A 17787-nucleotide genomic window follows, 5' to 3' on the forward strand; every position below is an offset into this window, starting at 1 on the left:
TGGCACCGAAGAAGGAGCTGTGGGTTGAATTCACCACATATTCTTCACCTAAAATATTAAAAATCAAGACCTAAGTCCTTTATATCACTCCAAAACCAAAGAAGATTTGTGGATCAAATATTGTATGTATTTGAATTGAAGGAATTTGCGTATTTCAGTTAGGAGAAGTAGACACCCAGAAACCCTGCGGAAAAAGGTTCCCATAATAATTGACTTGCTTCTTTGATCTGCTAGTATTGTCTAAAGCTCGTAAGGAAATCCATGTCAATAGGATATTCGTATGAGATAAGTATAAATGAACTTATAACTTCGTTTATATGACGTTGTGCGAAATTCCACCCACTCGATTTAAGAATTAATAAATACAAAAAGATACTCTAACTATGGAGTGATTCAAATGACAAAAATACCAAAATGCATGAGCACCCAACACCCTGATAATGTAAATTCCCCGTTTTTTGCAGAGAACACTGAACTTGGCGGAGAGGATGAAATACAGGAAGCATATTATGCATTCTCTCATTTAGGCTGCGATGAACAGATGTGGGATTGTGAAGGTAAGGAAGTTGATAATTATGTAGTTAAAAAACTGTTGGCAAAGTATGAGTCCTTCTTCAGAGACAAGAAACTGGGTAGAGACTTATTCATAACTCTAAGAGTACCCAACCCCACCGTAGAAAAGGCTGAAGCAAAAATATTATTGGAAACATTGGAAAGCATACCCAGGTCTTTTGATGCTGCTAAATTATTTTATCAAGAGGATACACCACCTATCTTTGAAGTTATCCTGCCAATGACAGCATCATCTAAATGTATTGATAGAGTTTACAGGTATTATTGTGATTTTGTTGTGGGAAAACAGAATAGACCATTTAGAGAAGGAGATATAACAATCGCTGAATGGATTGGAGAATTCAAGCCTGAAAGAATTAATGTTATACCTCTTTTTGAAGACATGGAACATATGCTTGATGCACACAACATGACCAGAGAATATTTGCAAGGCAAGAATGTAGAATATCAAAGGGTTTTCTTGGCAAGGTCAGACCCGGCAATGAATTATGGACTCATCAGTGCTGTTCTTTTAAATAAGATTGTTCTTCAGAGATTGCAAAAATTGTCGCAAGATATAGGTGTTGAGATTTATCCTATTGTGGGTGTGGGTTCAGCTCCTTTCAGAGGCAATCTCAAACCATCGACAGTAGAAAGAGTTATGGAGGAATATCCCAGCAGCCATACATTTACTATTCAATCTGCATTCAAATATGACAATTCTCCTGATAAAGTCAGAGAAGCTATAATAAAACTGCAGGAAAGAAAAACAGCTTTACCTCAAGAAATAGATGAAAGGAAATGCTTGGAGATAATTAGAAAATATTCCGAAGAATATAGAAGACAAGTGATAGCTTTAGCACCAACAATTAATGAAGTCGCAAGATATGTTCCAAGCAGGAGAAAAAGGAAATTGCATATAGGTCTTTTCGGCTACTCGCGTGAGGTTGAAGGAATTAGTTTGCCAAGAGCGATAACATTTACGGCTGCACTCTATTCCATAGGTTTGCCGCCGGAAATTTTGGGCTGGAATGCTCTGGATGAAGATGACATGCAATTTCTAAGAGAGGGTTATGTGCATTTTGAAGATGATTTAAGGGATTCTCTCAAATATTTTAACCCAAGTACGGGTTTTTTACCAAAAGGTCTTGAAGCAGTAGTTAGAGATATCCCAGATTTTGAGACTGACGAAGAGCATAGAGAACTAACGGATTATATTGCAGGTTCATTAATGGAAAATAGGGCTGAAAATTTAGGAGAGTATGTTCTAAGAGCAGCAAATTTGAGAAAGTTCTTAGGGTAATGCTGATTGGGTAGAACTTCGCACAACAGCGGATAAAAGGAAAATCAAAGATTTCCCCCAATTGCCTTCGGCAACTTCTTTTATCCGCAAAACGTTAGTCGATTTATTTCAAGATGAAGTAACCAACTGGGTACCTTTAACTATTCTGTTTATTTGCGTTTCAAATAAAAGGCGTAGATTTTTGCTATTATCTGTAATTTCCAACCCATCACAAATGTTTTAATATGGTTTTCGTATCTTCACCTCTGTTGATCACTATCATTCAGCCAGGAATGAGGTTAATGTCAGATTTAATGTAAACTTTCGGGCAATAAAAAGGCCCCTATTTTTTGGGGACCCTAATTAGTGGTGAAATCAACCCCGCTCTAAATTTCCACATATAAAGACGCAACCTTAAAATTTTTTCTCGAAAAATATTGTAAGGCTTTGAAATTGGCAAGATATATGCGGTCTTAAATTCAGAGGCTCAACCTCAATATAATGTATACGTGTTTTCGGAGTGAGAGGCCTCATGCTCTAACTATTCACCTCCTTTAAAAATGATGTCTATGTCCACTTCTGGCGCCTCTTCAAAGGCCTCTTCGTAGTCCATTTCATAGACTGGCAAGGATTTATATACCTTTTTTGCCTGCTCTTTTGATATCGCTTCTAATGTTTCCTTTTTTTCTCCCAATCTTATCTGGTAATACACAAAAAACCGGCCTTCAAGGGTTTTAAAAAGAGTTCGTGACACCCCATATTCATGGCCCCAATTGTCGCTCGTGGCCACAACTTTTGCTTTGCCTGTGTCATACAGTTCACCATTAATAATCTTTTCCATCACTTTCACCTCTCTTCCCCCCAAAAAGGCGGGCAGACCACTAGGTAGAAATTTGTGCTCCTACTCGTAGTAGCTAATATCCAATAAGTGGCATCTTCTTTAAGAAAGGTTCAAATTGGTTGTGACTTTGTAGTTGAAATGAAAATTTTTAAAATAAATGAAAATTTACCCTTAACAGATTTACAAATTTTATCATATTTAACCATGCTCGGGCAATAAAAAAGGCCCCTTTGGAGGGCTGGCTTATCACATGTATTTTGTAGGTTTGAGCCTGATTTTACATTCTAAAGATAATACCTCTTCTCGCCAGGGAATAGGCGAAAACCCGAAGGAGCTGAAGATTGTGTATCGCAACTCACCGCCACTGATGAGGTTCTGGACGAAGCAGTCGTCACTCCGGTGATGCTTTTGCGATTTGATGTAGTACTATATCCTTATAAGCTTTCCGGAATTTGTCGCAAATCTCTGTATCCTTTCTATCACAGGAAGTCATTGACAAAGCACTGATGATCATGAGCGCACGGGACACCCTTCACGTTTACCGCGCAGGGGATCATCCTGCTCTCGGCCCACGCCACAGCCGCCAGCAACTTCACCGATATCCCCGTATGTGAGGACGCATATTCCAGTACGTCCTCGATCATCGTCATCCTCTCCTTTATGGTCTCCTCTATGGGGGAAACCTCTACGGGAACCTTTGATATCTCCTCATTGGCAGGGTCATTCTTCTCCTTGTTGCGGCCTCCCGTCTCATCTGACACCCGCACGGAGCCCATACCCTCCAGGACGGAATGCATCTGGGCCAGCAGTCTATGATACCTCGCCACCACTCTAATCATCCCCGGCCTTTCGCTTACTAACTGAAGCCGTCCTGCGGTGCCAGGGAAGTCCACATCCCCCTTAACAGCTACCTCCTTCTCCATTTCCAAGACAACAAGGGTAAACTCATCATAGACCTCCTCTATCTTCATCGTCACTGAGTCATACGGTGCACTGAAAGTGTGCGTGTAAAATCAGTTTATCCCTGGTTATATAGGTCTCTTCGGGGGGCCGAGAGTGGATTTGAGGGCAACCTTCTGTGGCTTTGCATTTGAAATGAGAATCTTTTTAAGTGTATTAGCACCTTATGTTTTCCCTGCAAAGTTCATGCTATATCTAAAGTATGGTTGCACAGGGGGACCTTCACCATCTGGGAAGTTCTGATTCCCTCGGAATGCTATTTTGAATTCTGACCCCTCATCACTAAAGAACTGGCCCCCAAGGAAGCCAGCAGATATTTGCAGTGAGATCTACGACTCTTCATCCAACCTGTCACTATCTTTCTTTTTCCCTTTCCTTGACAATGATCAAACCCTCGCTATACTTTTTAAAAAAAGGTTGTGCACAGCCAAAAAAGCAGGGAGGGAAGGAAAGAGATGGACTTAATGGAACCAGTCAAGATACGGGCTTTGAGCTATAGCGATCTGGATGCCATCGTGGAGATAGATAAGGAGGTATTGGGAAAAGAGAGGTCCGACTATTGGAGTATGAAGATAGAGCTTTCGGAGAACAGGTCGCCCATGGCCTCTTTAGTGGCGGAATTAAATGATAAGGTGGTGGGGTTCATCCTGGGGGATGCCAGTGGATGGGAATACGGTATCCCCGATACGGTAGGCTGGATCGATACTATTGGAATCCACCCCAAGTACCAGAAAAAGGGGATCGCCAGGATCCTTTTCAAGGAGATGGCGGCCAATTTGAAGAAGGTGGGGGTGGATACCATCTATACCTTTGTAAACTGGAAGGATTGGGACCTACTGCACTTCTTCGATAAGATGGGTTTCCAAAAAGGTGATATGATCCATATAGAGCTTAAACTCTAGGAGTAGCGTATTTCTTTAAAAGGGGGAGAGTGGAGGGCTTTAAAATAGAGCCCCCCACTCTTTTGTGGTGAGGAGGTGTTATTATTTCTTCTTCGGAAAGACCTCCGGTACCAGATCGGGATACGGAGTAAGTTTGGCGAGCTGACGCCGGTACTCGAGAAAATCGATCTCGCGGCGTCCTTCAATCAGCTTCTGAGAACTAACGTTAAATGCGTTAAAGCCAAGGAAGGCCTCGGTATTCATGTTGGCAGCAAGCCAGTATAACTGGTACTGTTTCTCAGCATCCCAGAAGAACTTCTTCCTCATCCTTACACTCTCTATAGTCGTCATCAGGCAGAGGTAGGTGGTCTGGTTTAGTGTCCAGATCATTTCGTTGACGTAATTATCGAGCAGCGTCCAGTCGGTCTGGAGCTCCTTGAGCATTGCCTGGCCCTCCTTGTACTCTGCACCTTTCTTGAACTCGCCGTAGACAATTTCGCCGTTTTCAACGTAGTTGTCAGTGATAACTCGAGGGTCACGGACCCACTCACCTTTGGCGTTTTTCTTTATGGGAAGGGCCTTGGTGATGGCGCCGAGGCGCTCCATCTTGTAGGCGCTCCACTGCTCATTGGAGGTCGCCTGCCACATGGCGTGTTCCATAGTAAGGTTCCAGGTCAAGAAGTTGGTTGAGCCGCCAGTAGGTGTTGAACCATGTCTGGTACCAGCCTGGGCAAAGGTTGCGGTATCGGCTGCGACGGTGAAGTCACAGGCCTGGCCGATCTCCTGTCCACCCGCAATCCTCATCCCGTTGCAGCGGCAGATGACAGGCTTGCGTGCCTTGAGGATGGCGTCTATCATCCCTGAAAAGAGGTCCATATACTGCATATACTCCATAGGCCTCAAGGTGTAGTACTCGGCGTATTCTTTGGTATTTCCACCAGTACAGAATGCTCGATCTCCAACACTGGTAAAGACTATGGCGACTATGTCTCTGTCCATGGAACCTTTGTGCATCCCTGCGATAACGCCCTTAATCATCTCGGTGGTGTAAGAACCGTACTGAGCGGGGTTGTTGAGGGTGATCCATGCAGTGTACAGGCCCTCAACAGGTTCACCAGTTTTGGGGTCGATCATGGGCTTCTTTTCATACATGGTGCACGGAGGTTCGGTCCCAAAAAATTCGTCTCCCCATAGATGGTGATCTTTTTCCTCGTTGTCTCTCGGCCACCAATCCATCAACATAATATGCTCTCCTTTCTATTTTTTTAAAATTTTTATTTAGAAATCTGGTGTCAAAACAATCCTCTTGGCAGGTGAGCCTGCCTTGTGTACTTGGTCATAGATCTGATTAATCTGGCTCATCGGCTTCGTCTCTACGAACGCTTCGAGTTCGAGTTTCCCTGACAAGACCATGCCGAGAACGATGGGATAATACTCGGGCAGACAGCCCCATGTACCGATAATCTCGGCATCGAAGGCCATAAGTCGGGAGATGCTGTATTCGTTCTTGGCCAATCCAAAACCGACCACGATGAGCTTACCGATAAAGGAAAGGAGCTCCAAGGCAATGTCCTGTCCAGGCTTGGTCCCTGTAACCTCGAATATCTTCCACCCGTAACCTGCCTCGATCCCATTTTCTTTACAGAGACCTCTGAACTCATTGCGGACATCCCGCGGTGTCTTATCGACTGAGCTAATAACGAAGTCCGCCCCGTAGTTCAAAGCCCTCTTAAGCTTCTCGGGATTGCGAGCAATCCCGATGACGTTTGCAGCCCCCAAGGCCTTCACAGTCTGTACCATATGGACACCGACACCACCGGTAGCCCCGATAACGATGACATTATCCCCAGGCTGTAGGTCCGCCCTTTTGGCTGCCTGATAAGGGGTGGTCATGGCATCGGCGATAACTGCTAAGTGAGATAGGGGGAATTTACCGCGGTCTTTTACCTCACAGAGGTCTACTGAAGGAACAGGGATATGGCTTGAGTTGCCACCATAAATACCAATGCTATTTCCAGGCATCTTTTGAAAGAGGCAGCGATTACCCCTACCGATCTTGCAAAGGTAGCATTGCCTGCAGGGCATAACAGCCGGTATGATAACCTCTTTGCCGATCCATTTTTCATCCCCTGCTACAACGACACCACTGATTTCGTGACCTAGGGTGAGCGGAGGTTTGCTCACTGTAGGAACTCCGTCGAAGAAAAACCCGAGGTCAGTATGGCAGACCCCACACCCCGCCACCTCCACCAAGACCTCCCCTGCCTTTAACTCAGGGACGGGAATATCAGTCTTCTCGATCCTCCCTTCAGTTACCTTCCCCGTCTCTCTGTCCTTGCTCCATGGCTGTACCATCTGCCATGTCTGGATTTTGTCTGGTACTGCTGCCATTTCTTTTCCTCCTTGTTTGTGTATTTAGGTCATTCCATAGCCCCCGTCTACGCAGAGGAGTTGGCCGGTGATATAACGGGCATCGTCAGAAGCCAAGAAGACGAAGGGGGGAGCTATATCCTCGGCCTCGGCAAAACGTTTCAGGAGGATGCGACCCATATATATCTCTGAGAGTTTCGGATCAGTCCTGATCTTTTCCGTCATATCCGTTGCAACGATCCCCAGGGAGATGCAGTTCACGTTGACCCCATACCTAGCCAACTCCCTCGCCGCAGACTTGGTCAGAGCGATCACCCCCCCCTTGGCGGCACTGTAGTTGATTTGACCTACAGTACCAACAAGACCTGCTACGGAGGTGACATTAATGATGGAGCCCCTTTTTTGTTCCATCATATACTTACAGGCGGCCTGGATACAGAGCCAAGGGGCCTTGAGGTGGATATCTACCACAGCATACCATTGCTCTTCGGTCATCTTATGGAGCATGGACGGTCGGGTAAAGCCCGCATTGTTGACCAAGATATCTATCGTGCCAAACTCATCCACCGCGGCCTGGATTACCGCCTCTGCCCCCTTTTTGGTCGCTACATCGGCTTGTACAGCCACCCCTTTTCGCCCGAGGCCCTTTATCCCCTCTACAACTTCACTGGCTGTTTTGGGGTTGGAGACATAATTGACCACAATGTCGGCCCCTTCTCTGGCAAAGGCCAAAGAGATAGACCTTCCCACCCCCCTTCCACCTCCAGTAACCACCGCTGCCTTCCCTTCCAGTTTCATCTGCTTCTCACCTCCCTTCCCCAAGGGAGAGGCCTACTCTATGATCATGAGAACGGTATCTGAGGTTACCTCATCACCCGGTTTTATGTTGATCTCCTTGACGACACCCCCCTCGGGGGCCACCACCGGCATCTCCATCTTCATGGCTTCCAAGGTGGCCACCTGATCGTTCTCCTTGACCTGATCGCCCATCTGAACCAAGACTTTTACTATCTTTCCTACCATAGGTACAGTCAGTTCCATTTTTACTCCTTCTTCTCAATGAAGCTTCTGGCAATGATGACCTTTTGGATGTTTGAGGTGCCTTCAACACTCTGATAGGATTTGGCATCTCTGTAGTATCGCTCAATCGGATATTCTGTACCATAACCATAGGATGCATACAGTTTCGTCGCCTCATTGGCCGCCATAACTGCGGCTTCGGCACCGTAGTATTTTGCAGTAGAGATGTTAACTGTTGGTCTGCCTCCCACCTTCTCCAGGTTATCCACAGTCCAGGCAGCCTTCAAGACCAAGAGCTTTGCTGCCTCATGCTCACACCACATCCTCGCCAACTGATCTTGGATCATCTGAAAATTAATGATTGACTGGCCAAACTGAATCCTTTCATTGGCGTATTTCTTGGCGAGCTCAAAACACTTTTCGGCAACCCCTGCTGCCCTAGCAGCGCAGGAAAGCCTCGTTCTGTCGAGCATATACATAGCGATCTTAAAGCCGTCACCCGGTTTGCCGACTATGGCATCTTTAGGCACTTTGACATCTTCAAAGATGATCTCACCTGTGGGAGAACTGTGGAGCCCCAACTTTTCTGTTATTGCCCTCTGTTCAATTCCGGGCGTCTTCATGTCGACCATGAACGCTGACATCCCCCTGTGCTTTTTCTCACGATCGGTCATAGCAAAGATGATCCCAACAGTTGCCACGGGCACACCGGAAATCCACATCTTGCTTCCGTTCAGGACATAGCCGTCATCCACCTCTTGAGCCGTGGTCCTCATGGAGGCTACATCCGAACCAGTGTCCGCCTCAGTCAATGCGAAACAACCGTACTCCTCTGCTGTAATAAGGGGGGGGATATACTTTTCACGCTGTTCCTCGGTCCCAAACGCCAGCAGTACGCTCTGAATGGCATTCATCTGGAGGTTAAATGTGACTCCGTAAGAAGGGCTCTCTTTGGCAACCTCCATGGTTGCGATGACGGCGGCAAGATGGCCCATTTCATTACCACCATATTTTCCCGGGGCAATACAACCAAAAAAGCCGAGTTCTGCCATTTTTTTAACAATTTTCTCGTTGTATACATCGTTTTTCTCATCTTCCTCTACTGTGGGAGCAATCTCATTCTGAGCAAAGTCTCGTGCCATGTCCTGTAACATTGCTTGTTCTTCAGTAAGAGCAAAATCCATAAAAACCCCCTCCTTTCCTTATTTTATTTAAAAAGCATACCCTTTCTAAGTTTTTGTTTATTAGTTAATTGCCGATGACTTTGTGCAATTTATAACAAATACCCCTTTTTGTCAAGCCCCTAAATTTAACCCCTGGAAAAAGGGAGGAGAAGATGGTATTTTTAGAAAAAAGGTAGGTCTATGAAGATCTTAGGGCTGGACGTGGGAGAAAAGAGGATAGGTATTGCCATTAGCGACGAGCTGGGATGGACTGCTCAAGGGTTAAAGGTCTTGGACAGAAGGGGTATAGAGGACGACCTAAGGGAAATAAAGGAGCTTATAGCGACCGCAGAGGTCTCTGAGGTCGTAGTGGGGTTCCCCAAAAATATGGATGGTTCTGTGGGAGAAGTGGCTCAGAGGGTCTTGTCCTTTGTGAGAAAGATGGAAGAATCTTTATCCGTTCCCATAATCCTCTGGGATGAAAGATGGACCACAGCAGAGGTCACCCGTCTGCTTTTAAAGGCGGACCTAAGCAGAAAGAAGAGGCGAAAGGTGGTGGATAAGCTGGCTGCCGCCCTTATCCTGCAGGGTTATCTCGATAGCCTGACCCAATATGAAGGGGGAGGGAATCAAGAATGAAGGGCCGTCTTATGAAGGTATCTTCTCTGGGTGCACTTCTGCTCGCCTTCTACCTCCTCCTGGATACTTTTTTATTCCTCTCCCTTCCCCCGAATTTTGGGGCAGAGGAAAGGAATGTGTTGATCCCTAAGGGTTCCACCTTTAAAGAGATATTGCATATCCTAAAGGAGGAAGAACTGCTGCGCAGCCCGACCAGGTTTTATCTCATGGCGAGGATACTTGGGGCCACAGGGAGGGTGAAGGCAGGAGAATATGGTCTGAGCACTTCCATGCTCCCCCAAGACATCCTGCAGAAACTCGTCCAAGGGGAGGTGATAAAATATCGGATAACCATCCTTGAAGGTTATAATGTCCGACAGATCGCCGCCTATTTGAAAGAAAAGGGGATCATCAACAGACAAGAGGAGTTTCTCAAACTGGCCTTCTCCTGTGAATTTGCGGCCAGTTTGGGGATAGAGGGAGAAGGTGTAGAGGGTTATCTATTCCCTGATACCTATCTCTTCTCCAGAGGACTTGCCCCAGAGGAAGTGATAAAGACAATGGTCGGGAATTTTAAGGAGGTCTATAAACCGGAGTTTTCCCTGCGGGCCGCTGAGTTGGGTCTAACGGATAGGGAGGTCATCATCCTCGCCTCCATCATCGAGAAAGAGACAGGTCTTAACGAGGAACGCCCCTTGATCTCCGCTGTCTTCCATAATCGACTGAAGAGGGGGATTCCCCTCTGTAGTGACCCTACCGTTATCTATGGCCTTGAGGACTTCGATGGCAATCTCAGAAAAGAAGACCTCAAGAGGAGAACACCCTACAATACCTATTTGATTCGGGGCCTGCCCCCCGGCCCCATAGCCAATCCTGGGAGATCATCCATCTGGGCGGCCTTGTATCCTGCCCCGGTCAAATACCTCTATTTTGTCTCCCGCAATGATGGGTCCCATCATTTTTCTGTCAGCCTAAGAGAACATAATGAGGCTGTATGGCGGTATCAAAGGGGAGGAAAGGGGGGGCTTAAGTGGAAATGATACCTCTCAATGGTTAAATTCTAAAGGAAGGGTGTATTTTTTATGGAAAGTGAGAGGGATAAATTTGCTTTCGAGCAAGGACCGATAAGACCGCCCAGTGAGGCCTATAGCCTTTTGATAAGGGCCACCAGGAACTGTACGTGGAATAAGTGCGCCTTTTGTCATACCTACAAAGGGAAAAGATTTGAAAAGAGATCGGTCCAAGAGGTCAAGGCGGACATCCAGGCCGCCAAGGACATAGCTGACGAGATAAAGGCCTTGTCTTGGAGATCCGGCTATGGAGGAGAGATAACCAGGGAGGTGGTGGAGGCCACCTTCAGTCTTTATGATGAGCATTTCCGTAGCATCGCCCTTTGGCTATATTTCGGGGGGAAGCACGTCTTCTTACAAGATGCCAATTCCATTGTTTTAAAGACATCGGAACTGATCGAGATCCTCAAATTTTTAAAGGATAAATTTCCCCACGTGGAAAGGGTTACCAGTTATGGTAGGTCAAGTACCATAGCCAAGAGGAAGAGCGTCGAGGAGCTTAAGGAGCTTAAAGAGGCAGGCCTGACGAGGTTACATGTTGGCCTTGAATCCGGCTGGGACTTCTTGCTGGAGTATATGAACAAGGGGGTCACCGCAGCTGAACACATCAAGGCCGGCAAGAAGGTGATGGAATCCAGCATTGAGCTCTCAGAGTATGTGATCCTGGGCCTGGGAGGAAGGAGGTGGTGGAGGGAACATGCCCTGGAAACAGCCAAGGTATTAAACCAGGTCAGCCCCCATTTCATCCGCCTACGTACCTTAAAGGTCCTCCCCCAGATGCCTTTACAGAAGAAGATAGATGAGGGTGACTTCGTCCTTCAGACAGAAGAGGAGATGATCGTTGAGGAGAGGCTATTGATAGAAAGTCTCAATGGGATCAACAGTACCTTCTTGAGCGATCATATCCTCAACTTGTTGATGGAAGTAGAGGGCAAACTTCCCAAGGAAAAAGAGAAGATGTTGAAGATCATCGATGCCTTCCTGGCCCTTCCCCCTGAGGAAAAGCTCAATTTCAGGCTGGGGAAGAGGGCAGGGATCTATAATACCATGGAGGATATGTCTGATACCTTATTACATCGCAAGGTGGAAGAGCTGGTAGAGAGACTCAAAGTTGAGGCCCCAGGTGGGGTGGAGGAGGCCATTTCCAAGATCAAAGAGACCTTCCTCTAAGCCCTGTGTAAGCGTTCAGCACTCAGCGTTTAGTCAAAAACGCTGAGATCCGACTTTCGCCTGCCCCGTTAAGTAATTGACTTACTCACTTGAGTGATAATTAAATATGGCTGATGGCTAATAGCTGATTGACCCCTTGAATTCTCTCAATTCCAGGTACTAAATGGGACAAGATCCAAAGCAACTTATTGACTTATCAATATAATATGCTTTAATGTTAAAAAAACCGTGAGCAGGAATGTGTCAAAGGGTATTTGGCGGAAAAGGGGCGTTGAGAAAGGAAGGTTCTTCAGGACTAAGGTCTTGATGCCAACAAGGCTGAGGCTCTTTGACCTCGTAAAGGGGAAGAGACTTACTTCGTGGGTAGAAGGAAATACCAAGGAGTTGGCAGAGGACGGCTTTGTAATCGAGGTGGATAGGGTCATGGTAGATGGCTTTCACATCCTTACCGATGCCATGAAAGAGGGGAGGGGGCTTGATTTAGAATGGGAACTTCCGACAGAGGGGGATACATTAAGAGGAAAGGGGAAGGTCCTTTGGTTCAGGCAGGCATCGAACGGTCCTTCACATCCTTTTGAGGCTGGGGTGTTGTTGATGGAGATGGGCAAAGAGGAAAGGAAGCGTTGGTTGGAGTTTACAAAGGGCTTACCTGGTTAAGCAGGGGAGAAAATGGCGATTGGTAGACTGAGGTTGAAGGAGAGGGGGTATGATTTTCCCCCTTATAGGCCTCCCAGTGAGGCCTATAGCCTTTTGCTCCGGGTCACTAGGGGATGTCCTTGGAACAAGTGCCTTTTCTGCTCCATGTATAAAGAGATCCCTTTTGAGAGGAGATCCTTAGAGGAGATCAAGGGAGATATTGAGACGGCCGCCTATCTCTATGGGGGAGTGGCCCGCTGGGCCTTTATCGGGGATTCAAACAGCTTAGTGGTCAAGACCGACTCTCTCATTGAGATTATTCATTCCCTTTACGAATCCTTTCCACATCTGGAGCGCGTTACCAGCTATGCTCGCGCCAAGACCATCGCTAGAAAGGACCTGAATGAGCTGAAGGAATTACGTCAGGTGGGTTTAGTCCGTTTACACGTGGGGCTGGAGACAGGTGACGCGGAGACATTGAGGTTTATCAAAAAGGGGGCCACCCCAGAGGAGATGATCGAGGGCGGTCTTAAGGCCAAGGAGGCGGGTTTTGAGCTCTCCCTCTATATCCTGCTCGGGATCGGCGGTGCGCAGCGATGGAGGGAACATGCTGATGGTACTATAGAAGTCCTCAATAAAATAGACCCGCACTTTATCAGGGTCCGGACCCTGATCCCCCAACCAGGGTCCCCTCTCTTTGAAATGAGAAAGAGGGGGGAGTTTGTGTTGCCCCCTCCCGATCTAATCTTGAAGGAAGAGAGGAGGATTATCGCTGGCCTGAAGGTAACCTCTCAGTTTGTGAGCGATCACATCTCCAACTACCTTCCCTTAGATGGAAGGATGCCTGAGGATAAGTCCTCCCTTCTTCAATCCTTGGACCGAGAGCTCTTGACCATGCGAGAAGATCCGTCCCTTTTGGAGGATTACCGTCAAAAGGAGCTGCTTAGGCATCTCTAATACTGTTACAGGTAGAGCAACTAGTAGCTGGGCATCTGCTACAACTTCCAGTCGTACTGAAGGGGCAGAATCACCCCCCACGGGAATAAGAGGGGAATATCTCCCTTTCTTTGGAGGTTTGGATTGTTACAGACAGGACAGACTACCTTACATTTTTATGACATTTGGGACATAATTAGTCGTAAATAGGCAATCTTAGCCCTGCATTGACGATCTTCTCAGCTTCTCAGCAAGCTGCAAGGCGAGGTGGGCCATTTTCCTTTTTTTATCTTCTAGACATTCACGCCCAATTTTCCTGCATACCTCCTCCACCTTTTCAAGATATCCTTTGCCATTTTTCAACCTATTTGCCAGGGGGAAGAGTTTGTGAAAAGATTTCAAGCTTTCATGGTATCTATCTCTGTAATATCCATCCATACCTCGAGCATAAAGGTAAAGGCCCTTCAGACCTTCATCATGAGGTCTGTGTTTAAGGGCCTGATAAAAGAATTCGGCCGCCAGATCGTAATGCTCGCTTTCCAAGTAACCTTTCCCCTCTACCTCATAGGCCTCGCCCAAACCTCCAGGGAAGATTTCAGTGATTAGCTTCACTCCCTTCCTCTTGCCAAAGGCCTTTTGCAAAAGGTCCTTGTTTCGCAATAGGAACCTCATCAATACAGGATTATCTCTGTAACCGGTAAGAAGAACAGCAAGTTGTTTGAGTGTATCTTGAAAGAGCCTTTTGGCCTCCGTCATGCTCTCTGCCAACCTCTTCTCGGCCCTTAACCCAATCTTTTCAAACACCCGGAGCAAATTACTTTCATGTTCAGATGTCCCCAGCCTGTTTCTGATTTGCATATATCGGGGTTTATATATCTCAAGCTGGTAGAGACACTCCCGGATCTTCATGGCCTCGTGGAAGATAGAACCCACAGCTAGATCTAACAGTGTCTCCTCATCACGACAGTTTTTCTCCTCTTGGTCTCGGTAGAGTATGTGGCAGGACTCTTTTAGATTGAAGAGGGCTAGAGTGGGGTCTTTATCCGTAACAAATTCGTCTAAATCTTCGAATCTTAAGGTATTGCTTTTGTATTTTTCAAAAATTGACTTGAATTGAATGTAAGAGCGCAAGAAATCTCTCACTATTTCGAGAATAATCCAATCTTTCTTGTTGGGATTTTTTCTGGGCATAATTTTAGGTAAGGTGGAATACAGGGAATGAGGGAATCATCCACTCTGCAATTGTTCCTTCAGTTTCCTCACCTTCGATTGAAACTCAGGGGAAGGAATACTTCCCTTGAGTTCGTTCACCTTATTGAAGGCCTCGAGGGCATTCTCCGTCTGCCCACACTCCTCAAAAGTCAGTCCCAATTGATAGTAAATGTGTTCATACTGTTTATTGGTAAGGCCCTTTATCCTGAGCCCTTTTCTGAAATATTCTATTGCCTTATCATACCCCCCCATTTCACGATGGCACATCCCCATCATCAAATAGCCGTCAAACTCCAGATTTGGGTCTGTGAGGGCGCTTTTAAACTCCTCTATGGCCTTATCCAAGAGGCCCATTTCCTTAAAGGCAATTCCTAAATGGTAGTGAGCTTGGTAATCATCATCCCTTAGCTGGGCAGATAACTGTCGTTGAAGCTCCTGCAAGATAGTGTTCCAAACCGGATCGCTCTCCCTGGTTTTATCCTCAATAATCCTTTTGCCCAGGGCGCTGCCCTTGGCCATCTTTTTCTCTAACTGCTTTAAGCCCTCTCGCGCCTTTCTATCCTTGGGATTGATCTTCAAGACCTTTTGATATTGAACCTTGGCCTCTCCAGAGAGCCCCCTCTTATAATAGAGATCAGCAAGTTTATAATATGACTCAATCATTTTGGGATTCAATACGAGTATCTTTTTAAAGATGGCGATGGCCTTTAGGTCCAGCTCTTCTCTGATATAGTATTCCCCCACTAGAAAGTATTCTTCAATGGCCTTGGCCAACTCTCCTCGACGCAGGTAGACATCCCCGAGCTTTACTCTCGTCTTGAAATCAGTCGGGTCCTCTTCTATGATCCTTTGGTATTCTTTAATGGTCTTTTTAAGGCCTTTTTTCTGTGAGATTTTTTGGGCGAGCTCGAAGATCCTATCCTTCTCCCTGGCCATTATTCTCTCCCCTTTAATATAATATATTCTGAAAAAATTATCAGATTGTCAAGCAAAACCTATCTTTTGCTGTTTTAATTTAGTTTGAAGGATGGCCTATAATCGACCATTTTTGTTCAAATCTTGGACGAAAAAACGTCACTAGTTTCCTCATAAAGATTGAGCAGTTAATTTTATCCTTTTAAAATCAATATGTTATATTTAGTAAAAATTTGGTATATAAATTGCTTTAAATATACTCATGAAGGTCGACTTGGCGGAACTTAATGAAATTGAAGGAGTATTGGATTCTCTTATCTATAATAGGTTGGGAGAATTGGTGATCCCTCAGCTGCAATACAAAGATGAAAGGATTGCTAGACTAGGAAGGGAAGTAGCCTTTTGCTTCGCCTTCCTGGAAAAGATGCAAAAAGAAATTGATTTTATCGAACTAATATATGAAGGCAGGCGCATTATTGTTAGGATATCTTACAATTTCTTCATTCTGGTAATTTGTGAGGAAAAAGCCGACATCCCCTTGATTAAGCTTACGATAAATGTAATAAATGAGGAGATAAAGGGTGACAAAGCAATCCAGAGATTATTGCACAGGCCCCGGGAAAAGAGGGACTTACTGCTCGATGCCCAAAAGGAATCGGAGTGGAGGGAATTGCTGGAAAAAATGAATATCCTTAGTTAGAGAAAAGGAGTGGATAGATGGCAGAGGTATTCTCTGGAAATATATCCCTTTTTAAGCTTATCGATATCTTGAGGTTGCTGACAACTGAGGGTAAGACGGGGGTGTTGAGCCTGCAGAGGGGGGCAGAGAAGGGGGAGATCTACTTGGATAAAGGTATCCTTGTTCACGCCATTTGCAAGAACGGGGTAGGCGAGGAGGCAGTCTTTACCCTCTTGACCTGGATGGAAGGGAGCTTCAACTTTACCCCAAATGTCATAAGCGATGAGAGGAGCATCGAGAGGGATACCTCCTTGCTCCTTGAAGAGGGAATAAAACGGCTTGATGAATGGGATCAGATCAAAGAGATAATTCCCTCTCAAGATCTGGTATTTAAGTTGTCCGCCCTGCGTGCCCCTGATGAGATAACGCTAGGACATAGTGAATGGTCGGTGTTATCACAGATAGACGGCAATAAGACTGTAGGGGAGATAGCGGAGGGGCTGGAGATGGGGGAATATGATACAGCGAGAACCATTTATAAACTCTTTTTATCAGGGCTTATAGAGGTGGCCGTGGAGCCAAAATTGAAATCAAAAAAGACCGTTGATCCTGGGTTTTTTGACTTTGTAGAAGAAAGGTTGACGAAGATAATTGGACCTGTGGCCCCTGTTATTTTAGAAGAGGAGATCAGGGGCGTAGGGGAGGAAAGGAGCAATTTCCCCCTAGATAAGGCCTCCATTTTGGTGGAGAAGGTAAGCGGAGAAATCTCCGATGATGCGCAACGGATAGAGTTCCAAAAGGTGGTTTTAGGCGCCCTAAGAGGTATATAGGAAGGGGTTTAAAGGAGAAAGGATTTTGGGGGAGCCCCCCCTTTATCAAGTGCATCAAACAAAATAAACGAAATGGGGGATTTTTATGATAAGAGTGGGTATCCTTTTTAAATTACTTATTGCAATCCTACTATTATCTCTTGTTCCCATGGGGGCCCTAGGGGTTTACTCCTTCAAGAAAATAGAGGAATTGGAGGGGACCAGCAAGGAAAGCATAGATGGCGTGCTCCGGTCCTTGGGTGAGGAGTTTATAGAGAAGAAGGCCTTAAACACAGCCAAGGAGTTGGAGGTCTATCTAAAGGCCCATCCTGATTACACCCTGGAGGATCTGCGGGAGGACCCCGAGTTTAGGGAGTTGGCAGTACAACCTGTGGGGCAGACAGGGTATACGGCTGTTCACGAGTTGGGGACGGGTATAAACCGCTTTCACATCAATCCCAAGGTTGAGGATTTGGTTTGGATTTACATAAATTGGCTACCAAGCTTCCCGAATTTTGGCGGATACTGGAGCCTCATCTGAAGGGTACTATTACGAAGGGCTATTATAAATGGGAGGACCCTGATGGCAAGATAAGGGATAAGTTTATGATATGTGTCCCTGTGGAGGGGGGCAAATACGGCATTGCGGCCACGACATATATAGATGAATTTC

At 46.0% G+C, this 17787-nt stretch carries 19 protein-coding genes; 10 read left to right on the forward strand and 9 right to left on the reverse strand.

Annotation, left to right across the window (positions count from 1 at the left end; genetic code table 11):
- The first annotated feature begins 397 nt into the window (after positions 1–397).
- The gene (locus JRI46_08950) at positions 398–1855 is read left to right on the forward strand and encodes a phosphoenolpyruvate carboxylase (GenBank protein ID MBW2039709.1); all 1458 of its coding nucleotides are present in this window, start codon (positions 398–400) and stop codon (positions 1853–1855) included.
- Positions 1856–2375: 520 nt separating this feature from the next.
- On the opposite strand, the gene JRI46_08955 is transcribed toward JRI46_08950, so the two are convergent.
- Positions 2376–2675 carry a hypothetical protein gene (locus JRI46_08955; protein MBW2039710.1) on the reverse strand — a complete coding sequence of 100 codons (300 nt, stop codon included), beginning with the start codon at positions 2673–2675 and terminating at the stop codon, positions 2376–2378.
- Between the two features lie 479 nt (positions 2676–3154).
- Complete coding sequence (locus tag JRI46_08960) at positions 3155–3646, reverse strand: hypothetical protein (protein ID MBW2039711.1); 492 nt, start codon at positions 3644–3646, stop codon at positions 3155–3157.
- A gap of 444 nt (positions 3647–4090) precedes the next feature.
- Between JRI46_08960 and JRI46_08965 the strand changes: the two genes are divergently transcribed.
- On the forward strand, positions 4091–4537 hold the full coding sequence (locus JRI46_08965; protein ID MBW2039712.1) for a GNAT family N-acetyltransferase: 447 nt from the start codon (positions 4091–4093) through the stop codon (positions 4535–4537).
- Positions 4538–4618: 81 nt separating this feature from the next.
- Here the strand turns inward: JRI46_08965 and JRI46_08970 are convergent, their stop codons facing one another.
- Genes JRI46_08970 through JRI46_08990 form a run of 5 tightly spaced genes read right to left on the reverse strand, consistent with a single transcriptional unit; the run spans position 4619 to position 9090 of the window.
- The gene (locus JRI46_08970; protein ID MBW2039713.1) at positions 4619–5758 is read right to left on the reverse strand and encodes an enoyl-CoA hydratase/isomerase family protein; all 1140 of its coding nucleotides are present in this window, start codon (positions 5756–5758) and stop codon (positions 4619–4621) included.
- 36 nt (positions 5759–5794) lie between these two features.
- Positions 5795–6907 carry a 6-hydroxycyclohex-1-ene-1-carbonyl-CoA dehydrogenase gene (had, locus tag JRI46_08975; protein ID MBW2039714.1) on the reverse strand — a complete coding sequence of 371 codons (1113 nt, stop codon included), beginning with the start codon at positions 6905–6907 and terminating at the stop codon, positions 5795–5797.
- Between the two features lie 24 nt (positions 6908–6931).
- Entirely contained in the window at positions 6932–7684 is a 753-nt protein-coding gene (locus JRI46_08980) for a glucose 1-dehydrogenase (GenBank protein ID MBW2039715.1), read from the reverse strand.
- 33 nt (positions 7685–7717) lie between these two features.
- Positions 7718–7927, reverse strand: coding sequence for an acetyl-CoA carboxylase biotin carboxyl carrier protein subunit (locus JRI46_08985; GenBank protein ID MBW2039716.1), 210 nt, complete (start codon positions 7925–7927; stop codon positions 7718–7720).
- A 2-nt stretch (positions 7928–7929) separates the two neighbouring features.
- Complete coding sequence (locus JRI46_08990; protein ID MBW2039717.1) at positions 7930–9090, reverse strand: acyl-CoA dehydrogenase family protein; 1161 nt, start codon at positions 9088–9090, stop codon at positions 7930–7932.
- A gap of 180 nt (positions 9091–9270) precedes the next feature.
- Here JRI46_08990 and ruvX point away from each other — a divergent pair, with 180 nt between their 5' ends.
- From ruvX to JRI46_09015, 5 genes are all read left to right on the forward strand, one after another.
- Positions 9271–9708 (forward strand): Holliday junction resolvase RuvX, encoded by a 438-nt coding sequence (gene ruvX / locus JRI46_08995; GenBank protein ID MBW2039718.1) that lies wholly within the window; start codon positions 9271–9273, stop codon positions 9706–9708.
- Positions 9705–10727 carry an endolytic transglycosylase MltG gene (gene mltG, locus JRI46_09000; protein ID MBW2039719.1) on the forward strand — a complete coding sequence of 341 codons (1023 nt, stop codon included), beginning with the start codon at positions 9705–9707 and terminating at the stop codon, positions 10725–10727. Before ruvX ends, mltG begins: the two co-directional genes overlap by 4 nt.
- Positions 10728–10769: 42 nt before the next feature.
- A complete protein-coding gene (locus JRI46_09005; protein ID MBW2039720.1) occupies positions 10770–11927 on the forward strand; it encodes a radical SAM protein in 1158 nt (385 codons plus the stop codon).
- Between the two features lie 240 nt (positions 11928–12167).
- Positions 12168–12584 (forward strand): hypothetical protein, encoded by a 417-nt coding sequence (locus JRI46_09010; GenBank protein ID MBW2039721.1) that lies wholly within the window; start codon positions 12168–12170, stop codon positions 12582–12584.
- A 12-nt stretch (positions 12585–12596) separates the two neighbouring features.
- Positions 12597–13520 (forward strand): radical SAM protein, encoded by a 924-nt coding sequence (locus tag JRI46_09015; protein ID MBW2039722.1) that lies wholly within the window; start codon positions 12597–12599, stop codon positions 13518–13520.
- A 195-nt stretch (positions 13521–13715) separates the two neighbouring features.
- Here the strand turns inward: JRI46_09015 and JRI46_09020 are convergent, their stop codons facing one another.
- Together JRI46_09020 and JRI46_09025 are read right to left on the reverse strand one after the other, a co-directional pair.
- Positions 13716–14630: a hypothetical protein gene (locus JRI46_09020; GenBank protein ID MBW2039723.1), complete on the reverse strand. Its 915-nt coding sequence runs from the start codon at positions 14628–14630 to the stop codon at positions 13716–13718.
- Between the two features lie 96 nt (positions 14631–14726).
- A complete protein-coding gene (locus JRI46_09025; protein ID MBW2039724.1) occupies positions 14727–15647 on the reverse strand; it encodes a tetratricopeptide repeat protein in 921 nt (306 codons plus the stop codon).
- Positions 15648–15900: 253 nt separating this feature from the next.
- Between JRI46_09025 and JRI46_09030 the strand changes: the two genes are divergently transcribed.
- The 3 genes from JRI46_09030 (at position 15901) to JRI46_09040 (ending at position 17655) form a co-directional block, all read left to right on the forward strand.
- On the forward strand, positions 15901–16326 hold the full coding sequence (locus JRI46_09030) for a hypothetical protein (protein MBW2039725.1): 426 nt from the start codon (positions 15901–15903) through the stop codon (positions 16324–16326).
- 17 nt (positions 16327–16343) lie between these two features.
- Positions 16344–17135 carry a DUF4388 domain-containing protein gene (locus JRI46_09035; GenBank protein ID MBW2039726.1) on the forward strand — a complete coding sequence of 264 codons (792 nt, stop codon included), beginning with the start codon at positions 16344–16346 and terminating at the stop codon, positions 17133–17135.
- 85 nt (positions 17136–17220) lie between these two features.
- The gene (locus JRI46_09040; protein ID MBW2039727.1) at positions 17221–17655 is read left to right on the forward strand and encodes a hypothetical protein; all 435 of its coding nucleotides are present in this window, start codon (positions 17221–17223) and stop codon (positions 17653–17655) included.
- Positions 17656–17787: the final 132 nt, after the last annotated feature.

This window comes from Deltaproteobacteria bacterium (genome assembly GCA_019308925.1).
In the GTDB taxonomy this organism is placed as follows: Bacteria; Desulfobacterota; B13-G15; order B13-G15; family RBG-16-54-18; genus JAFDHG01.

What these genes read in the sequence shown, in the direction of transcription:
- JRI46_08960 (MBW2039711.1), bottom strand. Translation starts at nt 3,646, where the DNA reads ATGAAGATAGAGGAGGTCTATGATGAGTTTACCCTTGTTGTCTTGGAA.
- JRI46_09040 (MBW2039727.1), top strand. Translation starts at nt 17,221, where the DNA reads ATGATAAGAGTGGGTATCCTTTTTAAATTACTTATTGCAATCCTACTA.
- JRI46_08990 (MBW2039717.1), bottom strand. Translation starts at nt 9,090, where the DNA reads ATGGATTTTGCTCTTACTGAAGAACAAGCAATGTTACAGGACATGGCA.
- JRI46_08970 (MBW2039713.1), bottom strand. Translation starts at nt 5,758, where the DNA reads ATGTTGATGGATTGGTGGCCGAGAGACAACGAGGAAAAAGATCACCAT.
- JRI46_08965 (MBW2039712.1), top strand. Translation starts at nt 4,091, where the DNA reads ATGGACTTAATGGAACCAGTCAAGATACGGGCTTTGAGCTATAGCGAT.
- ruvX (MBW2039718.1), top strand. Translation starts at nt 9,271, where the DNA reads ATGAAGATCTTAGGGCTGGACGTGGGAGAAAAGAGGATAGGTATTGCC.
- JRI46_09025 (MBW2039724.1), bottom strand. Translation starts at nt 15,647, where the DNA reads ATGGCCAGGGAGAAGGATAGGATCTTCGAGCTCGCCCAAAAAATCTCA.
- JRI46_08950 (MBW2039709.1), top strand. Translation starts at nt 398, where the DNA reads ATGACAAAAATACCAAAATGCATGAGCACCCAACACCCTGATAATGTA.
- JRI46_08955 (MBW2039710.1), bottom strand. Translation starts at nt 2,675, where the DNA reads ATGGAAAAGATTATTAATGGTGAACTGTATGACACAGGCAAAGCAAAA.
- mltG (MBW2039719.1), top strand. Translation starts at nt 9,705, where the DNA reads ATGAAGGGCCGTCTTATGAAGGTATCTTCTCTGGGTGCACTTCTGCTC.
- JRI46_08985 (MBW2039716.1), bottom strand. Translation starts at nt 7,927, where the DNA reads ATGGAACTGACTGTACCTATGGTAGGAAAGATAGTAAAAGTCTTGGTT.
- had (MBW2039714.1), bottom strand. Translation starts at nt 6,907, where the DNA reads ATGGCAGCAGTACCAGACAAAATCCAGACATGGCAGATGGTACAGCCA.
- JRI46_09035 (MBW2039726.1), top strand. Translation starts at nt 16,344, where the DNA reads ATGGCAGAGGTATTCTCTGGAAATATATCCCTTTTTAAGCTTATCGAT.
- JRI46_08980 (MBW2039715.1), bottom strand. Translation starts at nt 7,684, where the DNA reads ATGAAACTGGAAGGGAAGGCAGCGGTGGTTACTGGAGGTGGAAGGGGG.
- JRI46_09015 (MBW2039722.1), top strand. Translation starts at nt 12,597, where the DNA reads ATGGCGATTGGTAGACTGAGGTTGAAGGAGAGGGGGTATGATTTTCCC.
- JRI46_09005 (MBW2039720.1), top strand. Translation starts at nt 10,770, where the DNA reads ATGGAAAGTGAGAGGGATAAATTTGCTTTCGAGCAAGGACCGATAAGA.